The 23916-nt window shown below is 40.9% G+C and carries 20 protein-coding genes and 1 pseudogene; 16 read left to right on the top strand and 5 right to left on the bottom strand.

All coding sequences use genetic code 11. The features are described 5' to 3' along the window. Window positions 1-89 precede the first annotated feature (89 nt). The 6 genes and pseudogenes from cysQ to ACRWP9_RS13485 all read left to right on the top strand — a co-directional run bounded on the left by cysQ (window position 90) and on the right by ACRWP9_RS13485 (window position 5170). Window positions 90-887 carry a 3'(2'),5'-bisphosphate nucleotidase CysQ gene (cysQ, locus tag ACRWP9_RS13510; protein ID WP_434926441.1) on the top strand — a complete coding sequence of 266 codons (798 nt, stop codon included), beginning with the start codon at window positions 90-92 and terminating at the stop codon, window positions 885-887. Between the two features lie 73 nt (window positions 888-960). Beyond that, window positions 961-1857 (top strand): fructokinase, encoded by an 897-nt coding sequence (mak, locus tag ACRWP9_RS13505; protein ID WP_434929066.1) that lies wholly within the window; start codon window positions 961-963, stop codon window positions 1855-1857. Between the two features lie 165 nt (window positions 1858-2022). Continuing rightward, window positions 2023-2826 (top strand): YdcF family protein, encoded by an 804-nt coding sequence (locus ACRWP9_RS13500; RefSeq protein WP_434926440.1) that lies wholly within the window; start codon window positions 2023-2025, stop codon window positions 2824-2826. Beyond that, a complete protein-coding gene (locus ACRWP9_RS13495) occupies window positions 2827-3498 on the top strand; it encodes a DUF2982 domain-containing protein (protein ID WP_434926439.1) in 672 nt (223 codons plus the stop codon). It begins immediately after the preceding gene. Then, window positions 3499-3804: pseudogene (locus ACRWP9_RS13490) on the top strand (GFA family protein); the annotation flags it as partial. Window positions 3805-3901: 97 nt separating this feature from the next. Next, window positions 3902-5170, top strand: coding sequence for an IS4 family transposase (locus ACRWP9_RS13485; RefSeq protein WP_434926438.1), 1269 nt, complete (start codon window positions 3902-3904; stop codon window positions 5168-5170). Between the two features lie 198 nt (window positions 5171-5368). Here ACRWP9_RS13485 and ACRWP9_RS13480 read toward each other — a convergent pair whose 3' ends face one another. The 3 genes from ACRWP9_RS13480 to galE form a co-directional block, all read right to left on the bottom strand. Beyond that, window positions 5369-5719, bottom strand: a complete 351-nt coding sequence (locus ACRWP9_RS13480) for a bactofilin family protein (protein ID WP_226415139.1) — start codon at window positions 5717-5719, stop codon at window positions 5369-5371. Between the two features lie 109 nt (window positions 5720-5828). Next, window positions 5829-6311 (bottom strand): ferredoxin-type protein NapF, encoded by a 483-nt coding sequence (napF, locus tag ACRWP9_RS13475; protein ID WP_434926437.1) that lies wholly within the window; start codon window positions 6309-6311, stop codon window positions 5829-5831. 40 nt (window positions 6312-6351) lie between these two features. After that, window positions 6352-7365 carry a UDP-glucose 4-epimerase GalE gene (galE, locus tag ACRWP9_RS13470; protein WP_434926436.1) on the bottom strand — a complete coding sequence of 338 codons (1014 nt, stop codon included), beginning with the start codon at window positions 7363-7365 and terminating at the stop codon, window positions 6352-6354. Window positions 7366-7682: 317 nt separating this feature from the next. Here galE and phhA point away from each other — a divergent pair, with 317 nt between their 5' ends. From phhA to ACRWP9_RS13435, 7 genes are all read left to right on the top strand, one after another. Then, window positions 7683-8480 (top strand): phenylalanine 4-monooxygenase, encoded by a 798-nt coding sequence (gene phhA, locus ACRWP9_RS13465; protein ID WP_434926435.1) that lies wholly within the window; start codon window positions 7683-7685, stop codon window positions 8478-8480. 72 nt (window positions 8481-8552) lie between these two features. Further along, the gene (locus tag ACRWP9_RS13460) at window positions 8553-8891 is read left to right on the top strand and encodes a 4a-hydroxytetrahydrobiopterin dehydratase (RefSeq protein WP_226415150.1); all 339 of its coding nucleotides are present in this window, start codon (window positions 8553-8555) and stop codon (window positions 8889-8891) included. A 161-nt stretch (window positions 8892-9052) separates the two neighbouring features. Then, window positions 9053-10591 (top strand): transcriptional regulator TyrR, encoded by a 1539-nt coding sequence (gene tyrR / locus ACRWP9_RS13455; RefSeq protein WP_434926434.1) that lies wholly within the window; start codon window positions 9053-9055, stop codon window positions 10589-10591. Window positions 10592-10863: 272 nt separating this feature from the next. Next, window positions 10864-11850 carry a fumarylacetoacetate hydrolase family protein gene (locus ACRWP9_RS13450; protein WP_226415152.1) on the top strand — a complete coding sequence of 329 codons (987 nt, stop codon included), beginning with the start codon at window positions 10864-10866 and terminating at the stop codon, window positions 11848-11850. 71 nt (window positions 11851-11921) lie between these two features. Further along, window positions 11922-12572 (top strand): maleylacetoacetate isomerase, encoded by a 651-nt coding sequence (gene maiA, locus ACRWP9_RS13445; protein WP_434926433.1) that lies wholly within the window; start codon window positions 11922-11924, stop codon window positions 12570-12572. Window positions 12573-12578: 6 nt separating this feature from the next. Continuing rightward, window positions 12579-13280 (top strand): nucleotidyltransferase family protein, encoded by a 702-nt coding sequence (locus ACRWP9_RS13440; RefSeq protein ID WP_434926432.1) that lies wholly within the window; start codon window positions 12579-12581, stop codon window positions 13278-13280. A gap of 144 nt (window positions 13281-13424) precedes the next feature. Further along, the gene (locus ACRWP9_RS13435) at window positions 13425-15434 is read left to right on the top strand and encodes a DNA topoisomerase III (protein WP_434926431.1); all 2010 of its coding nucleotides are present in this window, start codon (window positions 13425-13427) and stop codon (window positions 15432-15434) included. 635 nt (window positions 15435-16069) lie between these two features. Here the strand turns inward: ACRWP9_RS13435 and ACRWP9_RS13430 are convergent. Next, window positions 16070-16621, bottom strand: coding sequence for a hypothetical protein (locus ACRWP9_RS13430; RefSeq protein WP_434926430.1), 552 nt, complete (start codon window positions 16619-16621; stop codon window positions 16070-16072). 187 nt (window positions 16622-16808) lie between these two features. Between ACRWP9_RS13430 and ACRWP9_RS13425 the strand changes: the two genes are divergently transcribed. From ACRWP9_RS13425 to ACRWP9_RS13415, 3 genes are all read left to right on the top strand, one after another. Continuing rightward, entirely contained in the window at window positions 16809-17279 is a 471-nt protein-coding gene (locus ACRWP9_RS13425) for a DNA topoisomerase (protein ID WP_434926429.1), read from the top strand. A gap of 597 nt (window positions 17280-17876) precedes the next feature. Beyond that, window positions 17877-18920 carry an extracellular solute-binding protein gene (locus ACRWP9_RS13420; protein ID WP_434926428.1) on the top strand — a complete coding sequence of 348 codons (1044 nt, stop codon included), beginning with the start codon at window positions 17877-17879 and terminating at the stop codon, window positions 18918-18920. Then, entirely contained in the window at window positions 18920-22006 is a 3087-nt protein-coding gene (locus ACRWP9_RS13415; protein WP_434926427.1) for an EAL domain-containing protein, read from the top strand. Before ACRWP9_RS13420 ends, ACRWP9_RS13415 begins: the two co-directional genes overlap by 1 nt. Before the next feature lie 552 nt (window positions 22007-22558). Here ACRWP9_RS13415 and ACRWP9_RS13410 read toward each other — a convergent pair. Next, complete coding sequence (locus tag ACRWP9_RS13410) at window positions 22559-23848, bottom strand: alpha/beta fold hydrolase (protein WP_434926426.1); 1290 nt, start codon at window positions 23846-23848, stop codon at window positions 22559-22561. Between the last annotated feature and the right edge of the window lie 68 nt (window positions 23849-23916).

Here is a 23916-nt window from a genome sequence, read left to right as displayed (position 1 = left end):
AAATAGTTATAAATCAATGATCTTAATAATGGCATAATATACCATTATTAAGTGTTTTAATGAACCAAGCGTTTTGCTAAGGAATTGATTTGTCTAATTTTGTACTTTCTCAAGCTGAGCTGCAGCAAATAGTGACTATTGCCAAGCAAGCGGGTAATGCCATTATGGATGTTTATGCCCAAACCGACCTCCAGGTAGAGATTAAACAGGATGATAGTCCGGTTACCGCGGCCGATATTGCTAGCCACAATGTGATTATTAAAGGGTTAACAAGTCATTTTGCTGATATCCCTGTCATGAGCGAAGAAGATGCCAACATTTCCTGGGCGACGCGTAAGCAGTGGCAGACTTATTGGTTAATCGACCCGTTAGATGGCACTAAAGAATTTATAAAGCGTAATGGTGAGTTCACCGTCAACATCGCCTTGATACATCAAGGGCAAGCAATAGCGGGTGTGGTTTATGCGCCCGTTTTAGGTAAATGTTATAGCGGTATTGTGGGGAATGGTGCCTGGCTTGAACATAATGGCCAAGTTAGTCGTTTGGATATTAGCCAGCGCAATATTTTGCCTATACCTGTTGTTGTCGGCAGTCGCTCACATGTAAGCCCTGATGTTGCTGATTATTTACACACTGTGGGCGAGCATCAAATGCTCAGCGTCGGCAGTTCGTTAAAATTTTGTATGGTGGCCGAAGGCCAAGCTGATGTCTATCCAAGACTTGGACCAACAAGTGAGTGGGATACCGCAGCAGCACAAGCGGTTTTAGAAAGTGCTGGTGGTGTTGTGGTTGAATATCCGGCATTAACGCCTTTACAGTACAACCAAAAAGAAAATATTTTAAATCCGTATTTTATTGCTGCATCAGCGGCATGGTTTGAGCGTTAGCCTAATAAATCATTTGTTTACGTCAGCCAAATACGACACCAGAATGAATAATAATTAAATGGAGAGACAAGTTATGATGCGCATGGGCGTTGACCTTGGTGGGACCAAAATTGAATTAGTGGCGTTGGCTGACAACGGTGATGAGTTATTTCGAAAACGTATCCCGACACCACGAAATTATCCTGACACCTTAGATGCGATTATCAGCCTAGTGAATGAAGCCGAAACAACACTGGGCCAGAAAGGCTCGGTAGGTGTAGGTATTCCTGGGGTTATTTCGCCATTTACAGGCCTAGTCAAAAACTCCAATTCGACCTGGATTAATGGCCATCCTTTAGACAAAGATTTAGGCGCTCGTTTAGAACGCGAAATCCGAGTCGCTAATGATGCAAATTGTTTTGCGGTATCAGAGGCCGTAGATGGTGCGGCATCAGGTAAAGGTGTGGTATTTGGTGGCATAATAGGCACCGGCTGTGGCGCTGGCATTGCTATTAATGGCCGAGTGCATGGCGGTGGTAATGGTATTGGCGGTGAATGGGGTCATAATCCACTCCCCTGGATGACGGCAGAAGAGCATCATTCAACCGAGTGTTTTTGTGGTAATAAAGATTGTATTGAGACTTTTATTTCGGGTACTGGCTTTGTGCGTGATTTTCGTGCGGCTGGCGGCGAAGCAACTAGCGGTATTCAAATTGCACAAATGATGGCTGAAGGTGATGAGTTTGCTAAGCAGGCTTTTGATCGTTTTATTGACCGTTTAGCCCGTTCACTAGCGCATGTGATTAATATGATGGACCCTGACGTTATTGTGTTAGGTGGTGGAGTATCTAATATCGACGCCATTTACACTGAGTTACCAAAAGTATTACCCCAATATGTGGTTGGTCGTGAGTGTCGCACACCTGTGGTTAAAAACCTCTTTGGTGCCTCATCGGGTGTACGTGGTGCGGCGTGGTTATGGGGTAAGTAAGTTCGAAGCCCAATGCAAATCAGCCTAAAAATGCCATTGATGATTCAATGGCATTTTTGTTTTTGTGGCCCAGCTAAATAATTGTAAAACTACTCAAATTGCTTTCGCTAATTTGAGGGTGAGTCGTTACACTATTGCGATTATTCTCAATTGGATAGCTATTGAATGTTTTGGCTTAAAAAAATCATCTCACAATTATTTATGCCTATTCCGCTAACGGTGTTATTCATTTTACTCTCTTTGTTATTAATGACATTTGCAGCATCAAAATTAAAGTCTATTGCAAAGTTAAGCTTACTCGCAGCACTGGCAATACTGGTTGGTTTAAGCCAATCTGATAGCAGCTATTATTTAGCCAATTCATTAGAGTCTCAGTACCCAGTAAATTCAGTGCCGATTATTTCTCGTCAGCGCTGTGTGGTGATGGTGTTAGGCTCGGGCCATAGTGAGGAAGCAGGGTTAACCGCAGTGCATCAACTATCGGCCACTGCTTTAGGGCGGTTAACCGAAGGTGTCCGTCAGTTATCACTGGGACAAAATTGTCAGTTGATCGTCAGTGGCTGGAATGGCGGCTATATGCAAACCGCGCATGCTACCATCATGAAGCAGGCTGCAATCGAGTTAGGGGTTAATTCTGACACTATTATTAGCTTTCCTGAAGCAAAAGACACTATTGAAGAAGCAATGTTTTTATATAGGCTTATTGGACAACAGCCGTTTAGATTAGTCACATCTGCAACCCATATGCCGCGCTCTATGATGATATTTAGCGCATTAGGAATGAGCCCCCAAGCCGCACCAGCAGATTTTATTGCGCAAAAAAGTGTGTGGTGGCGTATTGATGCTAGTAATTTGTTGGCATCCCAAAGAAGTATTCATGAGTACGTGGGGATGTTGTGGCTGAGTATTAAAGGTGTGTCGGCTGATCAAATGGTAAATCAACTGTCACTTGATAAGGAATTGAATTAAATGACTGAAGCTTTAGCGATATACCCACATACAAAACGTAATGGGCTGACGTTTACATTAGCGGGCGCGACAGGACTGTTGATTAGCTTTGTGTTATTTATTCAATACAGTAGCTTATTTCCATTTTCATTGGTGTTGTTTGGGTTATCAAGTGTAAGCGTGTTGCTGGGCGCCGCTAAATTAAACGAACCTTTGATAAGCCTTGAATTAAATGAAACAGGAGTGACGTATTTTCACCGTCGTGGCCAAGTGACGCTTGAGTGGCTCAATTTACAGCGGATCGATAATGTCAGAGTAACCCAAAATATGGAGTTAATAGAGCTACCCTATATTGGCTTTAAAGTGAAAAAAATGAACCCTGTGTTAGATTCTATTTCACCTAGACTTGCAACGGGTTTATTGACTGAGCAGCGGCCGCTATTAATGACAGCGGCGACTCATGATGAAGATTTACACAGTTTAGAACAATACTTAAGTGCAGAGTTTAGCCCGTTTGTGAGCCATGGTGAACGTTACCGTGGAGTATTAGCTATGTTTGGCCGCAGAAGTGAAACCTTAGCAGAAAATTTGGGTTTTCATTTATATGTATCCCATGATGCACTAGACCGAGACTCAAAAGAGATGCTCACTTTATTGCGTGAGTGGCAGCAAAAAGCGATGCGAGGAATGTAAATGAGTGATGACATCATTTCTCAAGGTGGCTGTCTATGTGGCGCGATACGTTACCAGATAGTTGGTCAGCCGTTTGATGCGGATTATTGTTATTGTCGTCAATGCCAACGTTCATCTGGTGCTGTCGTCATGTCATGGATGGATTTTAAGGTTAACAAAGTCTCTTGGCTTATCGGCAAAGTAACAGAGTTTGCTTCTTCAGAAAAAATTAAGCGTGGTTTTTGCCAACAGTGTGGCTGTAGTTTGAGTTATCGGCATCAAGATTATGCAGAATATATCACCCTATCGATTGCTCATAGACAGGATCTTTAGCAATAAACCTATATTTTAGATAGAAAAAAGGCCTTATTTATGATCTGATAATTGTCGCCAAACAAATCAACATGACCAATAAATAAAGCCGATGACAATTATCACCTTAAAAAAGCAATTTATGCAATTCTTCAATGCAGACATCCTTCAAAAAATGGCTAAGCGCACAGGGTTTATACAGCGAAATCGCGCTGTATTACCTGAACTATTGGTGCCGAGCTTGGTCTCTGCGTTGAGCAAAGGGAACTGCCATGCCATTGCTGACTTACATCGTCAGTTTAATGGTATGTGTCTGACAGAAAATGATAATGTGGCTTACAAACCTTTTCATAATCAGCTCCGCAAAGCCGCCTTTGCTGATTTTATGAAGCAACTGGTTCAGCTGGCTATCGCTCAGTTTGCACGCCAACAATGCGCTTCGCTTCCGAAGAAGTTGTCAGGCTTTGATGATATTTTGCTTCAGGACGGCAGTTCTTTTCATGTTCACAAGGCGTTAGCTGACGTGTACCCAAGCCGCTTTAAGCGTAATCCCGCCGCGATAGAGTGCCATATGACCATGTCATTGCGCACATTTAATCCCACAGCAATGGCGATAAGTGCTGATACCGCTTCAGAAAGAACCTATCTCCCCATGGCCTTTAGAATGAAAAATACACTGCTTCTGGCTGATGCGGGCTATCCTGATTTCGAATATTTTGCCAATGTGGAACGCCATAATGGTTTCTATATTTTTCGGGGGACAAAGTCACTCAACCCAAGAATAGTTGAAGCTAGAAATGGCAAGGGCCGTGTGCTGCCTAAGCTTGCCGGAGTGAAACTTAAAGACATCACGCGTCGCACCAATCGCTCAGAAGTGCTTGACCTAAAAGCCCAGCGGGGAACGCAGGAATTTCGAGTGATAAGGCGTTGGTTTGCAGAAGAAAAGAGATTTTGCATCTGGCTAACCAACTTACCGGCAGAGTCTTACTCAGCCGATGACATTATGGCGATTTACCGCTGCCGCTGGCAGGTTGAGCTGCTGTTCAAAGAGTTGAAATCACATACAAACTGGCAGAGATTTGCCACCGCGCAGAAAGCGATAGTTGACGGCCTAGTATGGGCCAGCCTGCTGGCACTTATCATCAGACGCAGCACAGCGATGCGCATCATGCCTTCAGTTTCGCTGTTCAAAGCGGCAAAGAATGTGGACGTTTGGCTGCTGCCAATCTTTGAGTGTATCTGTCATCGGGCTTGGTCAGAAATAACAGAAAAGATAGACTGGGCGGTCTGCTATATAACAATAAACGCAAAAAAGTCACAACAAAGAAAATCTAGAAAAGACATAACGTTAGATGGAATTTTTTCAGGCCTTAATGCTTAAGGTCCAGTGTATGATCGATTGCTAGCTTAGATAACCCTAACTTAGTTTCACCTAAGTATCATATTTACACCGACAGCCAAGTTAAGTGGTTAAAGATTGACGACAATTGTAAAAGGTACCCGCAGGCGAGAAATGAAAGCGTTTCAAAAACATAATAAAATGCATTTACGGTTAGTTAAATGGGATGATACCTGCTAGTTAGTTTTTTGTATGCTTTGATTCTCGGTGGCGCTGGCCTAAAAACTGCCCACCATCAATCACTTCTAATTTTTCACTGTAAGCATCACCGTCAAATAAGCCCGTTGATGAAATGAGTAACTTTTGACATTGCACAGTGCCTTTTACTAGGCCTGTAATACTGACATCCTGACATTGAATATCGCCATTAACCTCACCACCTGCTTCGACGACAACGTTACCTTGAGTAATAATATCCCCGAGTATTTTACCGCTTATCATCACGTCGCCATTAAATTGAAAATCTCCGGTGAGCTCGCAGCCTTGGGCAATAAAACTTAATTGGGGCGTGTCTTTTTTTGGATTAAACATCAGTTGCTCTTATTTTTTTTAACATCATTATTTGCAATGGACATTAATATAATCATTTTGACTGACATGTAAATTAAAAATCAGTATTAAGGTGAGTTTGAATATTACTTTAAGGTGCAGCTAATGCAATGGCATTTGAAGGGCAGGGCGACACACATGCTCCGCAACCAGTACATGCACTGGTATCAATAATCGGTTTTGGGACTTGCCCTACCGCCATGACAAAACTTATCGCGCGCGGATCGCAAGCATCCTTACAGCTTTGGCACCATACGCCATTGTAAGTTAGGCAGGTTTGTTTGATATTGGCTACAATCAGCCAAGGTGCGTGTTGTTCAGTGTCGAACAAAGGTTCCTCACATGCTGTGACGCACTTTTGACAAAAAGTACACTCGCCAAGGGTAAAGTCAACCTCAGGAAAACCGCCATCCCCTCGCTTGATAATACTGGTTTCACAGACTTTAATGCAGTTATCACAACGAGTACAAATATCAGTAAATTCAATATCTGTTTTTACCCAAGGCGGCCTTAATGCATTACTCTTTCGACGGCTAAATAAACTGCGGCGACCTTGGTTGACAGATTGACTCATTGTGACTCCTATATTGTCCTGATTTTTGACGCCTAATAAATCAGGCTTTATAACCATTAGGGTTATGTGACTGCCATTTCCAGCTGCTATTGGCCATATCTTCAATAGTATGAGTAGCATGCCAATTAAGCTCGCTGGCAGCATAACTTGGGTCTGCGTAGCAAGAGGCTATATCGCCAGCGCGGCGGTCTACTATTTGATAAGCTAATGTTTTATTACATGCTTTTTCAAATGCCTTAACCATTTCTAACACACTGTAACCAATCCCTGTACCTAGGTTATAAGTGACTAATCCAGGGCTGGTTGAGAGTTTATCTAAGGCTTTTAAATGTCCCATGGCTAAATCAACAACATGGATATAATCCCTCACTCCAGTGCCGTCAGGGGTATTGTAATCACCGCCAAAAACGCTCAATTTATCACGTTTACCCACGGCAACCTGTGCGATAAATGGCATAAGATTATTAGGAATATCATTAGGGTCTTCGCCAATTAAGCCTGAATCATGGGCACCTACAGGATTAAAGTAGCGTAAACAGGCAATATTCCAGCTGTTATCTGAATGATATAAATCAGCTAAAATATGTTCAACTATCAGCTTTGATTGGCCATAAGGGTTAGTTGCACCTGTCGGGAAGTCTTCCTTAATGGGCAAACTGGCCGGATCGCCGTACACAGTTGCAGATGAGCTGAAAACAAGATTTTTAACATTATGTTCAGCCATCACTTGGCATAAAATGATGCTGCCAGTGACATTGTTTTCATAATATTTGAGCGGTAAAGCGACTGATTCACCCACAGCTTTTAGTCCAGCAAAGTGAATAACTGAGTCAATTTCATGATCGGAGAATATTTTTTGCAGCAAGGCTTTGTTTAGTACATCACCTTGGTAGAAAGTTACCGTTTTATGGCTAATACGTTCTACACGCTTTAACGCTTCAACGCTTGAATTAGACAAATTATCTACAATAATGACTTCCTGTCCTATAGCCAATAGTTCTATAACTGTATGGGTACCAATATAACCTGCACCACCGGTCACTAAAATTGCCATGTTTATATCCTAAATTATCTAAAGTTTTGAATTTGCCTTTAGTGCTTATTGTAAATCAGTTGCTTAGAATTACTATAAAAAAACCGATTTAACGGGTAATTATGATGGTTTATGTCGAGTCGTTACCAAGTTTGTCAAAAATCCTATCCATTATATTGGTCTGATATAATTAGGTATTTTTTAAGAGTATACGCCAATGTATGCTTATGTTTACAAAAAGCTAACATTGTTGACCCGACTATAAAGTGTGAGGGAGTTAACAAAATCGATGGCATAGCACAATATGAAGGGAGTGAAGTTGACGTAAAGTGGAACTAATGAGCAACGTGACAAAATATATTTCTCATCAACCTGATACCCAAGGGTATATTAATTATTCAGACCAAGAGAATAATTTATGGCAGCAATTGTATCAGCGCCAAATTACTAACTTGCCAGGGCGAGCATGTGATGCCTATTTACAAGGTATTCAGACATTAAATATGTCAGTTGATAAAATACCTCAACTGCCTGATCTCGATAATGTCTTAACAGAATTAACTGGCTGGAAAACCGCCGCGGTTCCGGCATTAATTCCATTTGGTAAGTTTTTTGAATTACTGGCCAGTAAGCAATTTCCGGTAGCAACCTTTATTCGCACTAAAGAAGAATTTGATTATTTACAAGAACCTGATGTATTCCATGAGGTTTTTGGTCACTGCCCTTTATTAACTAATCCAGCATTTGCCAATTTTTCACATATTTACGGTCAATTAGGGTTAGCGGCATCAAAAGAAGATCGCGTTTTTCTGGCTCGGTTATACTGGTTTACCGTTGAATTTGGTCTAGTACAAGCTAAAGATGGCCCTTTAAACATCTATGGTGGAGGCATTTTAAGTTCCCCTGGCGAAACCTTATATGCGCTAAGTGATAAGCCAGAGCTTAAACCGTTTGATTTATTGGATGTATTGAGAACACCGTATCGCATCGATATCATGCAACCGATATATTATGTTATCGAAGATATTGAATATTTGGATGAAATTTCCAAGATGGATATTATGGCTTATGTGAAAAAAGCCCGTGAACTGGGGATGTTTGAACCTAAATTTGCCCCCAAAGTAAAAGCAAGTTAAGCCATTTGTGGCGAACTTTGCAGTGTTATTTTTTAATTCTTATTCATAAATTAGCCGTATTTAGGAGTCCCAATGACTGCACTATCTGAAATGAAATGTGAAGCTTGCCAAGCTGATGCCCCAAAAGTAACCGATGCCGAGTTAGGTGAATTAGTACGAATGATCCCAGATTGGGGTGTTGAAGTGCGTGATGGCGTAATGCAATTAGAGCGAGTGTATAAATTTAAAAACTTCAAATTAGCCATGGCATTTAGTAACAAGCTTGCTGATCTGGCAGAAGAAGAATTTCATCACCCAGGTATTTTTACCGAATGGGGTAAGGTTACTGTAACCTGGTGGTCGCACTCAATTAAGGGCTTACACAAGAATGACTTTATTATGGCCGCCAAGACCGACCAGTTGTTAGACTAACAACAAGACCAAATAATTCAGCATGTTACGTAAACGTAATTTGCTGAATTCTTTCTCTGTTACAATTCTGCTGTAAACTTCACTTGCCACCTCTATCATAACACTCTACCGTATGCGCAGTTTCCAAAGAAAAAACTAATAAATTAGGGAATCACAGCATTATGCGTTTGGAAGTGAGTTGTAACGATCGCGTCGGCCTCGCGAAAGACATCCTCGTCGTACTTGAAAAATATGGCATTAATTTAATTGCCATTGATGCTAGCAACAAAGGCTTTTTGTATCTGCAATTTGCCGAAATCAGTTTTGAAATGTTGCGCGAGTTAATGCCCCTTATCCGTAAGGTAGAAAGTGTGCACGATGTGCGTACGGTATCTTTCATGCCTTCAGAGCAAGAGCATTACGCGTTAAAAACCTTATTAAAAACCCTACCAGATTCGGTATTTTCCCTTGATGCTAAGGGACGTATTCGTATTGTCAACGAGTCGGCTTTATTGACCCTAAATATGGCCGAACATGAAGTCGTAGCTGAATCATTAAATCATTGGGTGCAGGGTTTTAACTTTGTGCGTTGGTTAAGCGAGCCTCAAGTGCCTGCCATTGCATCGCGAGTTACCATTAATGCCAGTGAATACTTAGCCGAAATGCTGCCCATTTATCTACCTGATGATAATGACAAAACCATTCTTGCTGGCGCCGTGGTATCACTTAAATCGCCAGCTAGGGTAGGTAAACAGTTTAATGCGTTACAGAACCAAACCACAGGTTTTGATAATGTGCTTGCGGTCAGTGACAAAATGAAAGATGTGCTTAAGCAAGCTAAGCGAATGGCGCAATTAGATGCACCGTTACTTATCACGGGTGAAACTGGCACAGGTAAAGAGTTAATGGCGCGAGCTAGTCATGACGCCAGTATGCGCCGTGAGCATCCATTTATAGCCATTAACTGCGCCGCATTACCCGACAGTGTGGCTGAAGAAGAGCTATTTGGTTTTGTTAGTAATGGGCAAATTGTCAAACGGGGCTTTTTTGCTGAAGCAAAAGGTGGCACGATATTTTTAGATGAAATTGCCGAAATGTCTAAAGCTGCTCAGGTTAAGTTACTGCGTTTATTACAAGATGGTGCATTTAGGCGCATGGGCGGTGATGAAGAAGTGCGTGCGGATGTGCGAATTATTTGTTCGACTCAAAAAAATCTCGCCGAGCTATGCCAATCTGGTGAGTTTAGGGAAGATCTTTATTATCGTATTCATGTGCTGAGTTATCACATGCCATCATTACGTGAGCGTAAGGTTGATGTCATTCCGTTAACTGAAATGTTTTTAGAGCATTACAGTCATCAATTATCCAGCCCGCTGCGCAGAATATCAGCCTCTTGTCGTGATTATTTATTTACCTATGCATGGCCAGGTAACGTGCGTCAGTTGAAAAATGCTATTTTCCGTGCAGTGTCTATGTGGGATGGTTCGGCTGAATTAACGGTTGAGCAACTTAAATTGCCCTCATATGCCGAAGGTTTTGGCTACTTTGATGAAGAGTTTGAAGGCACATTAGATGAAGCGATGAAAGAATATGAGGCGAATTTATTACGTCGTTTATATCCTGCTTATCCAAGTACCCGTCAATTAGCTAAAAAGCTTGGCGTATCACATACTGCTATTGCGAATAAATTACGTGATTACAGTATTTCAAAGAAACGATAGGTGGTCAGTGAAAAATACACTGTAACGTTTTGATGCCACAGTTTTGTTGGCTATTTAGCCAATGTATAGCCTGAAAATCATCATTTTCAGGCTGTGTTTATAAGTGTATATAAATATTTACAAAATCAGGGTTGATACTAGGATATGTGATTCAGCTCACAAGCTGTTTATTGCACGGTTTATCGGTTATTTCTATCATCAATCAAGCTGTATTTTCTGATTGGCTCGCATTCTTATACGGCCGACAGACTTTTCGAATATTAGGAGCAATAATGAAACTTGCAAGTTATAACAACGGTCGTCGTGATGGCCAACTTATGTTAGTAAGCAAAGATTTAACTAAAGCTGTCGCGGTACCTGCTATTGCTCACACTATGCAGCAACTACTTGACGCGTGGGATTTATTAAACCCGCAATTACAAGAATTATATGAAGCGTTGAACGCTGGCCAAATGGACAATGCGATTGCATTTGACGAAAGCAAATGTTTATCACCATTACCACGCGCTTATCAGTGGGCTGATGGCAGTGCTTACGTGAATCACGTTGAGTTAGTGCGTAAAGCACGCGGCGCTGAAATGCCAGAAACATTCTGGACAGATCCATTAGTCTACCAAGGTGGTTCAGACAGCTTTATCGCTCCTAAAGCCGATATCGAAATGGCCAGTGAAGAGTATGGTATCGATTTCGAGTCAGAAGTTGCTATCATCACTGATGATGTTGCAATGGGTGTAAGCAGTGAAAACGCCGCTAAGCATATTAAATTATTGATGTTAGTTAACGACGTATCTTTACGTAATCTTATTCCTGGTGAGCTAGCTAAAGGCTTTGGCTTCTTCCAGTCTAAACCGTCAAGTGCTTTTTCTCCTGTGGCCATTACGCCTGATGAATTAGGTGATAAATGGCAAGACAGCAAGGTTCATTTGCCGTTAGTGACGCATTTAAACAGTGAATTATTTGGTCGCCCAAATGCTGGCGTGGACATGACATTTGATTTTAGTCAGCTAGTGTCTCATGTTGCGAAAACACGTCCTTTGGGAGCAGGTGCTATTATCGGTTCAGGTACTATTTCAAATTATGATCGTAGTGCCGGTTCAAGCTGTTTAGCTGAAAAACGTATGCTTGAAATTATTGCCGATGGCAAAGCAAGCACGCCATTTATGCGTTTTGGTGACACGGTTCGTATCGAGATGTTTGACGATAATAATGTCAGTATTTTTGGTTCAATTGACCAAAAAGTTGTTGAGTACAAAGGTTAATTCATTATCAATTAAGATGATATTTAGGCAATAACAGACCATGTTATTGCCTTTTTTATAGGGAAAATAAGATGAAATTGTATGGATATTGGCGTTCTAGTGCCGCATACCGAGTTCGCATAGCACTTAATCTTAAGCAATTAAGCGCAGAACATATTTCAGTGCATTTAGTTAATAATGGTGGTGAGCAACATTCAGAGGCATTTCATCAACTTAATCCCCAGCACTTAGTACCTGCGTTAGTTGATAGCAACGAACAAGGCGAGTTTAGCCTGACCCAGTCTTTGGCGATTATTGAATACCTTGACGAAAAACACCCACAAATTAATTTACTACCGACTAATTTAGAAGATAAAGCCGTGGTGCGCGCCATGTCGCAAGCTATTGCCTGTGAAATCCACCCACTCGATAACCTGCGGGTATTACAATATTTAGTCAAAGAAATGGGCGTAGATGAAACCCAAAAAATGACCTGGTACCATCATTGGGTTCATGTTGGTTTTAGCGCATTAGAATCGCAGCTTGAACGTTTTTCTGGCCAATTTTGTTTTGGCGACAAGGTCACTCTGGCTGACATTTGCCTGGTGCCACAGGTTTATAATGCCGAGCGCTTTAAGGTGCCTATGGATGCTTACCCAAACATTGTCCGTGTATGGCAGAACTGCAACCAACTTGATGCCTTTATTCAAGCAGCACCAGAACAACAAGCTGACGCGAGTTAATACCTAATGCCTGCGCCACACAGTATTGTAAAACTAGCCGCTGACAAGTCCTGTGTAGAACACTCAGCACCGTTAGCTGATTTAGCTAAATTAAATCAGTGGTTTGAGCAAGATGCAATGCGGATGCAGGCTTTAACGGTTTGTGCACAAGTGTTTGCCAAACTCAATATAACCGACTGGGCTATTGCTGCCGGCTTTGTACGTGACTTTGTTTGGGATAAACTGCACGGTTGTTCAATCAGTGAGTTAAGCGAGTTAAATGATATCGATGTCATTTACTATTGCGAAAAAAACATCACCCAAGCTCAAGACAAGCACATTCAGCAAATACTGTTAAGCTTGATGCCGCTAAATTGGTCGGTTAAAAACCAAGCCAGGATGCATATTCGTAATCAAGACCCACAATATCATTCATGTCTCGATGCAATGGGGTATTGGCCTGAAAAGCAAACTGCGATAGCGGTTAAATTGAATGCGGTTAATGTGAACCCGCAGCATGCCAGTTATAGCGTTAATGGGAAAACTGGCTCTTGCATTAGCGCCAACACATTGGAATTTATTCATGCCTTTGAATTAGCATGTTTATTTAATTTTAGTCTGAGCCATAACCCAAAGCGCTCATCAAGTATATTTGAACAGCGTGTCATCCAGAAAAAGTGGCTTGAACGCTATCCAAAATTAATACTGCAGCCAACGGCTAAAACATAGAACATCACGTAATAGGTACTCACCAATAGCATTGAGCCAATTACATACCTCAAGTAATGGCGTGTATCTTTAATGGCTGATAACTTGCTAAACATGATTCAATCCGCTATTTTACTGTTAATATATACAGTGCTTGAGTGTTGAATGATTTTATACATTGCAGAAAAACCCAGTCTAGGCCGAGCCATTGCTGATGTATTGCCTAAACCGCATAAAAAAGGTGAGGGCTTTATTACCGCAGCCAACGGCGATTGTGTGTCCTGGTGTATTGGTCATTTGCTCGAGCAAGCTGAACCTGATGCCTATGATGCAGCGTTTAAATCATGGAAACTCGAGCATTTACCGATTATTCCGCAAACCTGGCAATTAAAACCCAAACCTAAAACCCGCAGCCAATTAACCGTGTTACGTAAATTGGTTAAGCAAGCATCGTCGATAGTCAATGCTGGCGATCCCGACCGCGAGGGTCAGCTTTTAGTCGATGAAGTGATTTCTTACCTAGGCGTAAAAGGCAACAAGCTGAATGATGTTCAACGTTTACTCATCAGTGATTTAAATCCACAAGCGGTTAAAAGGGCGTTAGGGCAACTGCGCAGTAATCGGGAATTTATTCCATTATCAACCTCAGCATTAGCCCGCAGCCGTGCAGATTGGTTATATGGCATGAACATGACACGAGCTTATACCATTCAAGGTAAGAAGGTCGGTTATCAAGGTGTGTTGTCAGTGGGCAGGGTGCAAACCCCCTTACTGGGGTTAGTGGTGCGCCGTGATGATGAAATCGCCGATTTTAAGCCCAAGTCTTTCTATGAAGTATTAGCGCATTTAGTTACCGATCAACAACAAACCTTTAGTGCTAAATGGCAACCTAGCGAAGCTTGCCAGCCTTATATGGATGAAGACGGCCGGGTATTAGCCAAAGGCTTGGCCGAAAATGTGGTTAAGCGTATTCATGGTCAACCCGCAGAAGTCACCAAACTTGAGGCCAAAGATAAACGCCAAAACTCACCATTGCCTTACAGCTTATCAGCATTGCAAATCGATGCAGCAAAGCGCTTTGGGCTATCGGCAAAAGAGGTGTTAGATACCTGTCAAAGCTTGTACGAGCGGCATAAATTGATTACTTATCCACGTTCAGACAGCCGCTATTTACCCAAAGATCAACATAGCTTGGCTCCTAAAGTATTGGATGCGGTACTTAATGGTGCGGCCGGATTAGTTGACGGTTGCGACGTGCCTAACGCCAAGCTTAAATCTAAAGCGTGGGACGACAGTAAAGTAGATGCCCACCATGCCATAGTGCCTACAGAGAAAGTGGCTAATTTATCATCGTTATCCAGTAATGAGGCAAAGTTATATCAGCATATTGCGCGCCAATATCTAGCCCAGTTTTACCCAGCTTATATTTATGCAGAAACCACAGTTGAAGTCACTATTGCTGGTGGTCTTTTTGCCACTAAAGCACGTCAAGACAAAAGCTTAGGTTGGAAGCAACTGTTTAAACGGGTAGCTACGGCAAGTCATACCAATACACATTCAAACAACAGTGAAGACGATAACGACGATGCGGTGCAGTCGTTGCCACCCTTAGTTAAAGGGCAAATACTGCAATGTGAGCGCGGCGAGTTATTAGAAAAAATGACTCAGGCACCAAAGCATTTTACCGACGCCACCTTATTAGGTGCTATGACCGGAATTAGCCGTTATGTCACCAATAGTGACATTAAGAAAATTCTTAAGGAAACTGATGGCCTGGGCACCGAAGCGACTCGCGCTGGGATTATTGAATTGTTATTTAAGCGTGGTTACTCAGTTAGACAAGGTAAATCTATTCTTGCTACACCGGTCGGTATTGGCTTAATCCGCAGTTTACCAGAATCAGCAACTACTCCAGATATGACCGCATTATGGGAAAATAGCTTGGACGCCATTAGTCAAAAACGGCTTAAATATGATGCATTTATGCAGCCATTATTGAGTCAATTAGATAACCTAATTACCCAAGCATCTAGTCAGTTACCGTCAGCATTACAAGGTGTTGCTAGCCCTCATAAGGGCGCGAAAAAGCTCTTTAAGAAGAAAGCTATTGCAAGTACTAGATCAAGTTTCAAATCAACCACTACACCAAGGACTAAAGCACAAACTAAGCGCTAAATTACTCACAGGATTGAATTTCCCTTAAGATAAATGGCTCAAGCTCACTACAGAGTTTACCCATTTAATGGGTTAGATATGGTGGATGGAAATCACTTTTTCTGAATGAGATCAGTTAATTTAGCCAATCAGCTTACATAAATTCATGTCATATTGCCTTTCAGGCAGTGATCTCATCTTGCTTGAGTGACCTTGAAAGTGGACTATCTTATTGTTTTATAATGATGGATCTGATTTGTTGGTCCTATAAATTGGGTAATTATAACCTATCAACTTAAATGCCTACGTATAAAGCGTAATAGGTTTAAAATAACCAGGCTTATCTTCACCAAGCTCTTAGATGTTTGGTCTTCCATAAATCTAAAAATATCATCATTGTCATTAAGTTTTAAATACACATTTAATTCATTATCTTTGGCATACGATTGAACGCTTAGCAAAACAGAATTAAACTCATTTTCGTGTAATTCATTACTACAATTTACATTATTTTTCAGTGTGGCTGGTTGCAAGGTTTGTATATAAATAATTTTTATAAAAAGTGCTTAAAGATAATGCTTTGATGTCCGCATTTAGTGCTTTTCCTGCATTAGTCGATTGATGCACTAACGCAGGGGGCTTCTGTAATGTGTTAGTTAAGGGTTAGTAAGCTGCTTAGCTTCAATGATGGCGGTAAGCTCTGTGGGCCAAAGGGGGACTTGCTGAACCAGTTCATCTTTACCCGCTTGTGTTATTTGCTCTTGAGTCTGTTCAACTTTGGTGTTGACCGTGTCTTTCACCAGTTTCTCAGCAAAAATCTGCGGTGAACCGCCAGTAAGTAACATCACTGCCATCTGGTTATTATCTGCATTCCACACAAAGCCTGCTTTGTCGGCAATATCAGGAATTGGGCTGTGGTTGGAAATCACATAATACAAGGGGCCTTGTTGTTGAATTTCATCGGCCGTTGCCAGTATTTTCATGGCATTGCCATATTGCGGCCCTAAAATCGCCTGCATTCTATCTTTGACCATGGGCTGCTCAAACAGGCCGACATCGTTAGGGTCTAATCCAACTAAAGGCTTCATTAATGCCCACATCATTTGCCCTTGTGGAGACAACAGCAGCAGTGGCATTGCACAGGCATTTAATAAAAAAACTAACCAGATAAGGTGGAGCTTGTTGCGGATTAAGCGTGTGTTACCCAAGATGGCAACTCCTAGTAATTACCCGCAAATTCGGGCAAAGGAGTGTAGTCATTTTTTGTACAAAAAACGACTGCTTCATAGCAAAAGTATCACTATTTTTAGTGCAATGGGACATTTTATTCAATGAATAAGTAGTTTCGTTTCGCGGGCCAAAATTTCTATTATTTGATACGAGGCGTTGCAGTCGTTGCCACCATTAGTAAAAGGTCAGATACTGCAATGTGAGCGCGGCGAGTTATTAGAAAAAAGGACCCAGGCGCCAAAGGATTTTACTGATGCCACCTTATTGGTTGCTATGAAAGGCATTAGTCACTATTTATTAAACGGTGAAATTAAGAACATTCATAAAAAAACTGATGGCCTTGGCAACGAAGCGACTCGAGCAGGGATTATTGAGTTATTGTTTAAGCGTGGTTATTTAGTTTGCCAGGGTAAATCGATATTGGCCACCCCAGTGGGAACTGGTTTAATCCGCAGTTTGCCAGAATCAGCAACTACTTCTGATATGACCGCATTATGGGAAAACAGCTTGGATGCCATCAGTCAAAAACGGCTTAGGTATGATTTTTTTATGCAGCCATTATTGAGCCAATTAGATAACCTCAATAGCCAAGCATCTAGCGAGCGTCCATCCATCAGCACTAAAAGGCTTAGCTAGCAGTGCACCGAAACGCAGCTTTAAAAAAACGAATAAAAAGAAAGCTAAAACGAAAGGCTAAGAAGGCGGCAAGCTGTGACAGGGGAACTTTGGTCTGACGATAAGGTGCTGTTTACTGTCAGGCGTATGCAATAATAACTCATTCCCCCATTGCTTACTTGATAGTTATCAAGCTGTTCTGCTGTGTTGAATTGAACTTATGTCTCATGCTGTGGCTATTTAGACCATATTTGTAAAACTATAGGTTGAATCTGTTGGTTTGGAAAATAGTAATAGGTATTGATAATTCAAAACGAAAGGGGTTATGTTGTTATTTCAAAAAAGGGTGACGAGTTAATTTTGTCGCATGTTAATTTTTGGGAATTAAAAATTTTTCTGATCGCTTTAAATGTTAAAAGCCATTTGGTAAACACTTTATATAATCCTTGTCAGCTATTTTTGTACTTTCGTAGTGGTAATTACCACTTCTCTACTATGCTATACCTACAGGATATGATTTCTATTCGATTTCATTATTTAAGTAAAAAATACTTTCTCTAAGTGTATCAAAATTTGTATTATTAATGTTGAAATACTTCAACATCAGGTGGTAGTTAGATGTCTAATACGTATAAAAAAATGCGTTGTTTTGTTATATTTCTGGCATCCATTTGTTTTAGTCTTGCTGCCTATTCTCAGGATACGTTAAGTGTACTGGCATGGCCTGGGTATGCAGATCCAGATTTAGTTAACATTTTTGAACAGCGTCATCAGGTTAAGGTTGATGTCACCTTGGTCGAATCTGATGACGTTATGTGGAAGCGGTTAAATGAAAGTAATGGGGATAAATTTGATGTGTTTGCTGTCAATACTGCCCAATTGCAACGTTATATTGATAAGGGCATTAGCATCCCCTTAACATTAACTAATATCCCCAATAGTCAAAAACAATTACCCCGTTTTAGCGATCTTTCTTCAATACCGGGTCTGATCCGAAACGGCAAAGTATACGCCATTCCCTACACTTATTCAGAAATGGGCCTTATTTATGATCTAAATGAGTTTAGCCAGCCTCCTGATTCTTTTTCGGTAATGTGGGATAAGCGTTATCAAGGTCGAGTATTGATGTATGCGGGCAGTGAGCATAATTTTTCATTTGCCGCGTTATCGCTTGGTTTAAAAAATCCTTTTCAGATCCCCAATTCAGAGTTTGGCTTAGTCACCAAACAAGTTATTGCTTTGCGTCGAAATATTTTGACTTATTATGAGAAACCGGAAGAAGCGACGCTGCTATTCAACGAAAATCATATTGCATTAATGTTCGCAAATTATGGTTCTCAACAAGTCAAAATGCTCAAAGAAACTCGAGCTAATATTGGCTATGTGATCCCCAAGGAAGGTGCTTTAGCCTGGTTGGATTGTTGGTCTGTTACTCGTGATGCCAAAAATAAAAAATTAGCGGAAGATTGGATTAATTTCCTATTGGAACAAAAGGTGAGTCATGTTTTATCAGAAAGACAAGGCTTAGCGAATACGCTTGAAAAACCTGAAGGGTTAACAGCATCAGATAAACTCATCTGGTTGGAGCGGGTCGAAAATATGGAAAAACGTAAATTGCTATGGGATAGAATTATCTCTGGCGACGTGCCGGAAGAATTTTAATGGCAGCAGTGTCATCGAATAATAATCAGCCTGTTAAGTTTGGCATTGCGATTAAACTTACTATCCTGCTGTCCCTGTTTGGGATTTTAGCCAGTGCTTCTACAGGATATTTCACCTTTAATGCCACCCGCGACATCCTATCGGACAAAGCCACGCAAGGAATGATTGATGCCACAAAACTTCTTGGCCGACGTTTTTATTCTATGGCTAATGAGGTCGCTAACCAAACAAGAGTTCTGGCAAATACAAAGTTAGTAGACGATTCTTTTGGTCATGATAATGCCTCGGTGATTGCCCGAGAATCTTTGTCAGATAATTTCAAAAGTTTGTTGTCGGTTTACCCTGAATATTTTCAAGTTAGATTAATTGGCGCGCAAGAGTATGGACGCGAAATGGTTAGGGTTGATCGGGATGAAGGCCAACTAGTTGTGATCCCTCAAACCCATCTACAAGAAAAACAACATTATCCTTATGTCTATAAAACCTTAAAACTGAATAAAGGCGAAGTTTTCTTTTCGAAAATATTCATTAACCATGAACAGGGGGCTCATGCTGGATTAGGCCAACCTACATTGCAGGTTGCATCGCCTGTTATTGATGATAAAGGCAAAGCCATTGGGGTGATTGTCATTAATGTCGACTTGAATTTGATGTTTAGCATATTGAAGTCAGATATGTCTGAAGAGTATCAACTGTATTTGACTAATGAGGCAGGTGATTTTCTTATTCATCCCAATAGACTAGAAACCTTTGGTTTTGATCGTGGACGACAATTTTTAGTGCAAGAGACCTTTGAGCCGGTTGATCAAATTATTAATTCTGGCGCACAAGCCGTCACGATTCACCAAACGCTAGGTTTTAATAATATTGAAAGTATTGGTGGGTTCACCAGTGTTCCTTTTGGTCAATCTACCGGTAATCGCTTTGTGATTATCGGGTTAACTGTGCCGATTGATTTTGCTTTATCTGAAACGAACATTTTAACTGAAACAGGCCTGCGGGTTGTTCTGGGATTGAGTTTTTTCGGTATTCTTATTTCGCTCATAGTGGCGAGAATATTTGTGCGTCCCTTGAAGAATTTGGTAGCGGTTGTGCGTCGTTTTAGTCAGACAAATCAGGTGACTCGACTTACAAATTATAAGCAAGATGAACTAGGGCTACTGGCAAATAGTATCGTCAGTATGCAAGAAGGTATTTTAACTCATTTAACGAGTCTTAATGACCAAAATACGCAACTCAATCACGAAATTCACGAGCGAGAAAAAATTGAAGCTTATGATAAATTCCATACACATACTCTAGAGTTATTGGCCCAGAATAAAAATTTAGATGATATTCTTGAATCCATCGTATTAGGTTTCGAGGATCTAAAAGAAAAATTTATTTGCAGTATTCTGTTGATTGATCAAAGCGGTAAAAAATTTGTTAAAGTGATAGCCCCTAACTTACCTGATTTTTATAACAAAGCGCTTGAAGGGATTGAAATTGGCATAGGTGTTGGCTCTTGTGGCACTGCGGCGTTCACTAAAGAACGGGTCATTGTTGAAGACATTCAGACACATCCTTTTTGGAGTAATTATAAAGCACTGGCAACACAGGCAAACTTAGCTTCATGCTGGTCTCAGCCTATTATCTCTTCATCAGGCTTAATATTAGGTACTTTTGCAATGTATTGCCGTGAAGTGGCGACACCTTCTGCAGATGATATCGAACTCATTAAGAGAACGGCTCGCTTAACCAGTGTCTCAATTGAACGAAAGTATGCAGAAGATGAAGTTAATAATCTTGCTTTTTTTGACTCACTGACCCTGCTTCCGAATAGGCGTTTATTACTCGACCGTTTAAATCAGGAGCTCGCTGCAAGAGTACACAGTAAAAAGCAAGCCGCTCTTTTATTTATTGATTTAGATAAATTCAAGGCGCTCAATGACTCATTAGGCCATGATATGGGTGACCTATTATTACAGCAGGTTGCAAGTCGCATCAAAGCTTGTGTAAGAGAGAGTGATACAGTGTCTCGTTTAGGTGGTGATGAGTTCGTGGTCATGCTTAAAGGGCTCAGTGAACAAGCGATTGTTGCTGTGTCAGAAGCGGACGTTGTCGGCAAAAAAATTCTCCACTCATTGTCTGAAACCTACCAACTTGCGTCTCATCAATATCTTATAACCCCTAGTATAGGTGTTACATTATTGGGTGCAGGTCATCAAAATGCTGATGAAGTATTTAAGCAAGCTGATATTGCTATGTATCAGTCTAAAAAATCAGGTGGCAGTGCGCTATTTTTCTATGACCCCGACATGCAAGCTCATCTGATTTCGCGTATTCGTATTGAAACCGAATTACGCGAAGCCATTAATAAAGGAAAACAGTTTGAACTTTATTATCAGCCTCAGATTAACTCATTAGGTATTGTAACGGGAGCTGAAGCGCTAATTCGTTGGAATACTGTGGACCGAGGTATTGTGTCACCTTTAGAGTTTATTGCTATTGCGGAAGAGTCAGGTTTGATTTTACCCTTGGGGAATTGGGTTTTAGAAACAGCCTGCCAGCAACTTGCAAGTTGGGCGTTAGAACCGAAATCAGCTCATTTGACCTTGGCAGTGAATATTAGTGCAAGACAAATGGGCGTTCCTGCATTTGTTGAGAATGTATTAAGTATCGTGAGTCATGCGAATATTAACCCTGAGAAACTTAAGCTAGAGATTACAGAAAGCATCTTATTGGAAAATATGGAAGATACAATTACAAAAATGACAGCCCTTAAGGCGCGGGGTATCAAATTTTCTATTGACGATTTTGGTACCGGATATTCGTCATTGCAATACCTAAAACGCTTACCCTTGGATCAGCTTAAAATTGACCAATCATTTATTCAAGATATTGAAAATGACCCCAATGACAGGGCAATTGTGCGGACGATTATAGCTATGGCAAATAGTTTAAATCTAGAGGTGATCGCTGAAGGCGTTGAAACAGAAAAACAGAAAGAACTACTGACTAACAAAGGTTGTTTAAACTACCAAGGATATTTATTTAGTAAACCCTTGCCGTTGAAAATGTTTAACCAGTATCTGACAAAGCATTAAGTCTATTCTACAAAACCATGGGGCCAGAATCTTATAGCATGGCCTGCCACTGTTATTTGCTTTATTGACATCACGTCGTTCCGCTTTACTTAAATAGCATTTTTCATAATGGTGATAGAGAGCGGTCATTGCTTCATTAGCCACATCATTGACGATCCTGTTAGCTTCTCTTTTTAAGAGTATCTCTTTAGACGTTCATCCGGGTACTTTTGAATATGCGTTTGTGCATATTATTGATTACCATCTTGATTTTTCTGGCTTTGATGCAGGGTCTAAAAGGTGAGAAATCTATAAATAAGTCAATCGAAAAGTAAAAAAAGGTAAACCAATGGGAGGTTTACCTGTATACGGGAAGGGTTTAAAACTTAATGTGATGGGTTAAATATCAATCATTAAACGGAAATGAATGTACAAAGAGTGTTTAGAACAATGTCATCTTACCCATTGATACTTAACTCATACTTAATTAGAAATGAAGTGCGTGTTAATCAGTATTTAATGGCAAATAGTATAATCACTCTTGTATTTATGACTCTCAGTCTCGTGATGTTATCAACGCAAGCAGTGGCCACGATTAAGGCTAATCAACTTATCTAAAATATGTTCACCATCAATACGAATACCATTGTGCTCGTATTCAGACGTTAACCAATACTTTAAATTACCGACTTGTTTGGCTGTTTCTAAGCTGTATTGCATTTCTACATACATGTCTTCGCTGTAAATAGCTGCAGCAATAGGAACCGAGTTATTTGCAAGTTGATGTAAATCATATAGCTTAGGCCAATCATTTTTGCTGGCGATTAATTCTGCTGCAGCCGTTAGCGGCTTTAACGCATCAAATTGATTGAACATCCACGGGTAAATCATCTCGCCAGTAAACAGTAGTGGTTTATTCGGCTGATACTGGAACTCAGGAAAATTATCACGCACCCTATGTGCTGCCCATTTTGATGCGGTTTGTTGGCAATAAATAGATTCATGCAATAGGGCAAATATCGGGTTGGTGTTGTAATCTAAAAACTGACTAAATTGATGTAAAAAGAGTGGATTAACATCAATGCCATGGCTGGTTTCAATTAAGGCTTGTTCTAGCAAATAATAAACCGCTTCAGGGCCTTGTTCCATGCCTAAATTAATTCCCAGTAGCTGGAACATTTCTACGGTGAGCTGCTCACCGGTTGCTAAGTAGACTTTATGCTCATACAAATATTGGGCGATATGGTCTACTAAGGTTCTAGCGTCAGTAAAACGGGTGAAGAAGTCAGCATTTTTAGCCAACACACGTTGATAAGTGGCTTGGTAAACTTCATCTGCGCTGCGTGTTAGGGAGGGAATACCGCCTGTGATATAGGCTTCTTTAACGCCCTGTGGTGCAGCAGATAAATAATGCAGCACGCAAAAACCGCCAAAGCTTTGGCCTAAAATGCTCCATGGCTGGTTTGCCGATAATTTAGTACGGATAAACTCTGCATCACGAATAATATTGTCGGCGCGAAAATGACTTAAATACTCGGCTTGTTGGTTAGCCGTTAAATGATTTAACGATACGGCATTAACAGGTGTAGAGAGCCCTGTACCACGTTGATCGAGTAACAATACACGGTATTCTTGTAAGGCGCGCTTTATCCAACCGCTATTCGTCACAGGCCGAGCGGCACCAAACCCTGGACCACCCTGAAAAAATACTAAATATGGAAGCGGTTTATGTTGATTTGCGACACTGACGATTTCACGGGCAAAGACTGAAATTTGCTGGCTTGAGCTGGACAAATAGTCCAAAGGCACTGAAAAGGTGTATTTTTGAACAACAATGTCTTTTAAGGTTTGTGAAATAATCATATGAGCTTATCGTTATTAATTTGAGTGTAATTGTATGTGCCCGCTTGTTTTATCACAATCAATCTGAC

This window comes from Shewanella sp. HL-SH2, from assembly GCF_051164935.1.
Classification (GTDB): Bacteria; Pseudomonadota; Gammaproteobacteria; order Enterobacterales; family Shewanellaceae; genus Shewanella; species Shewanella glacialimarina.
The sequence above is the reverse complement of the archived record's forward strand: the minus strand, read 5'-3'. Positions and strand labels throughout refer to the sequence as shown.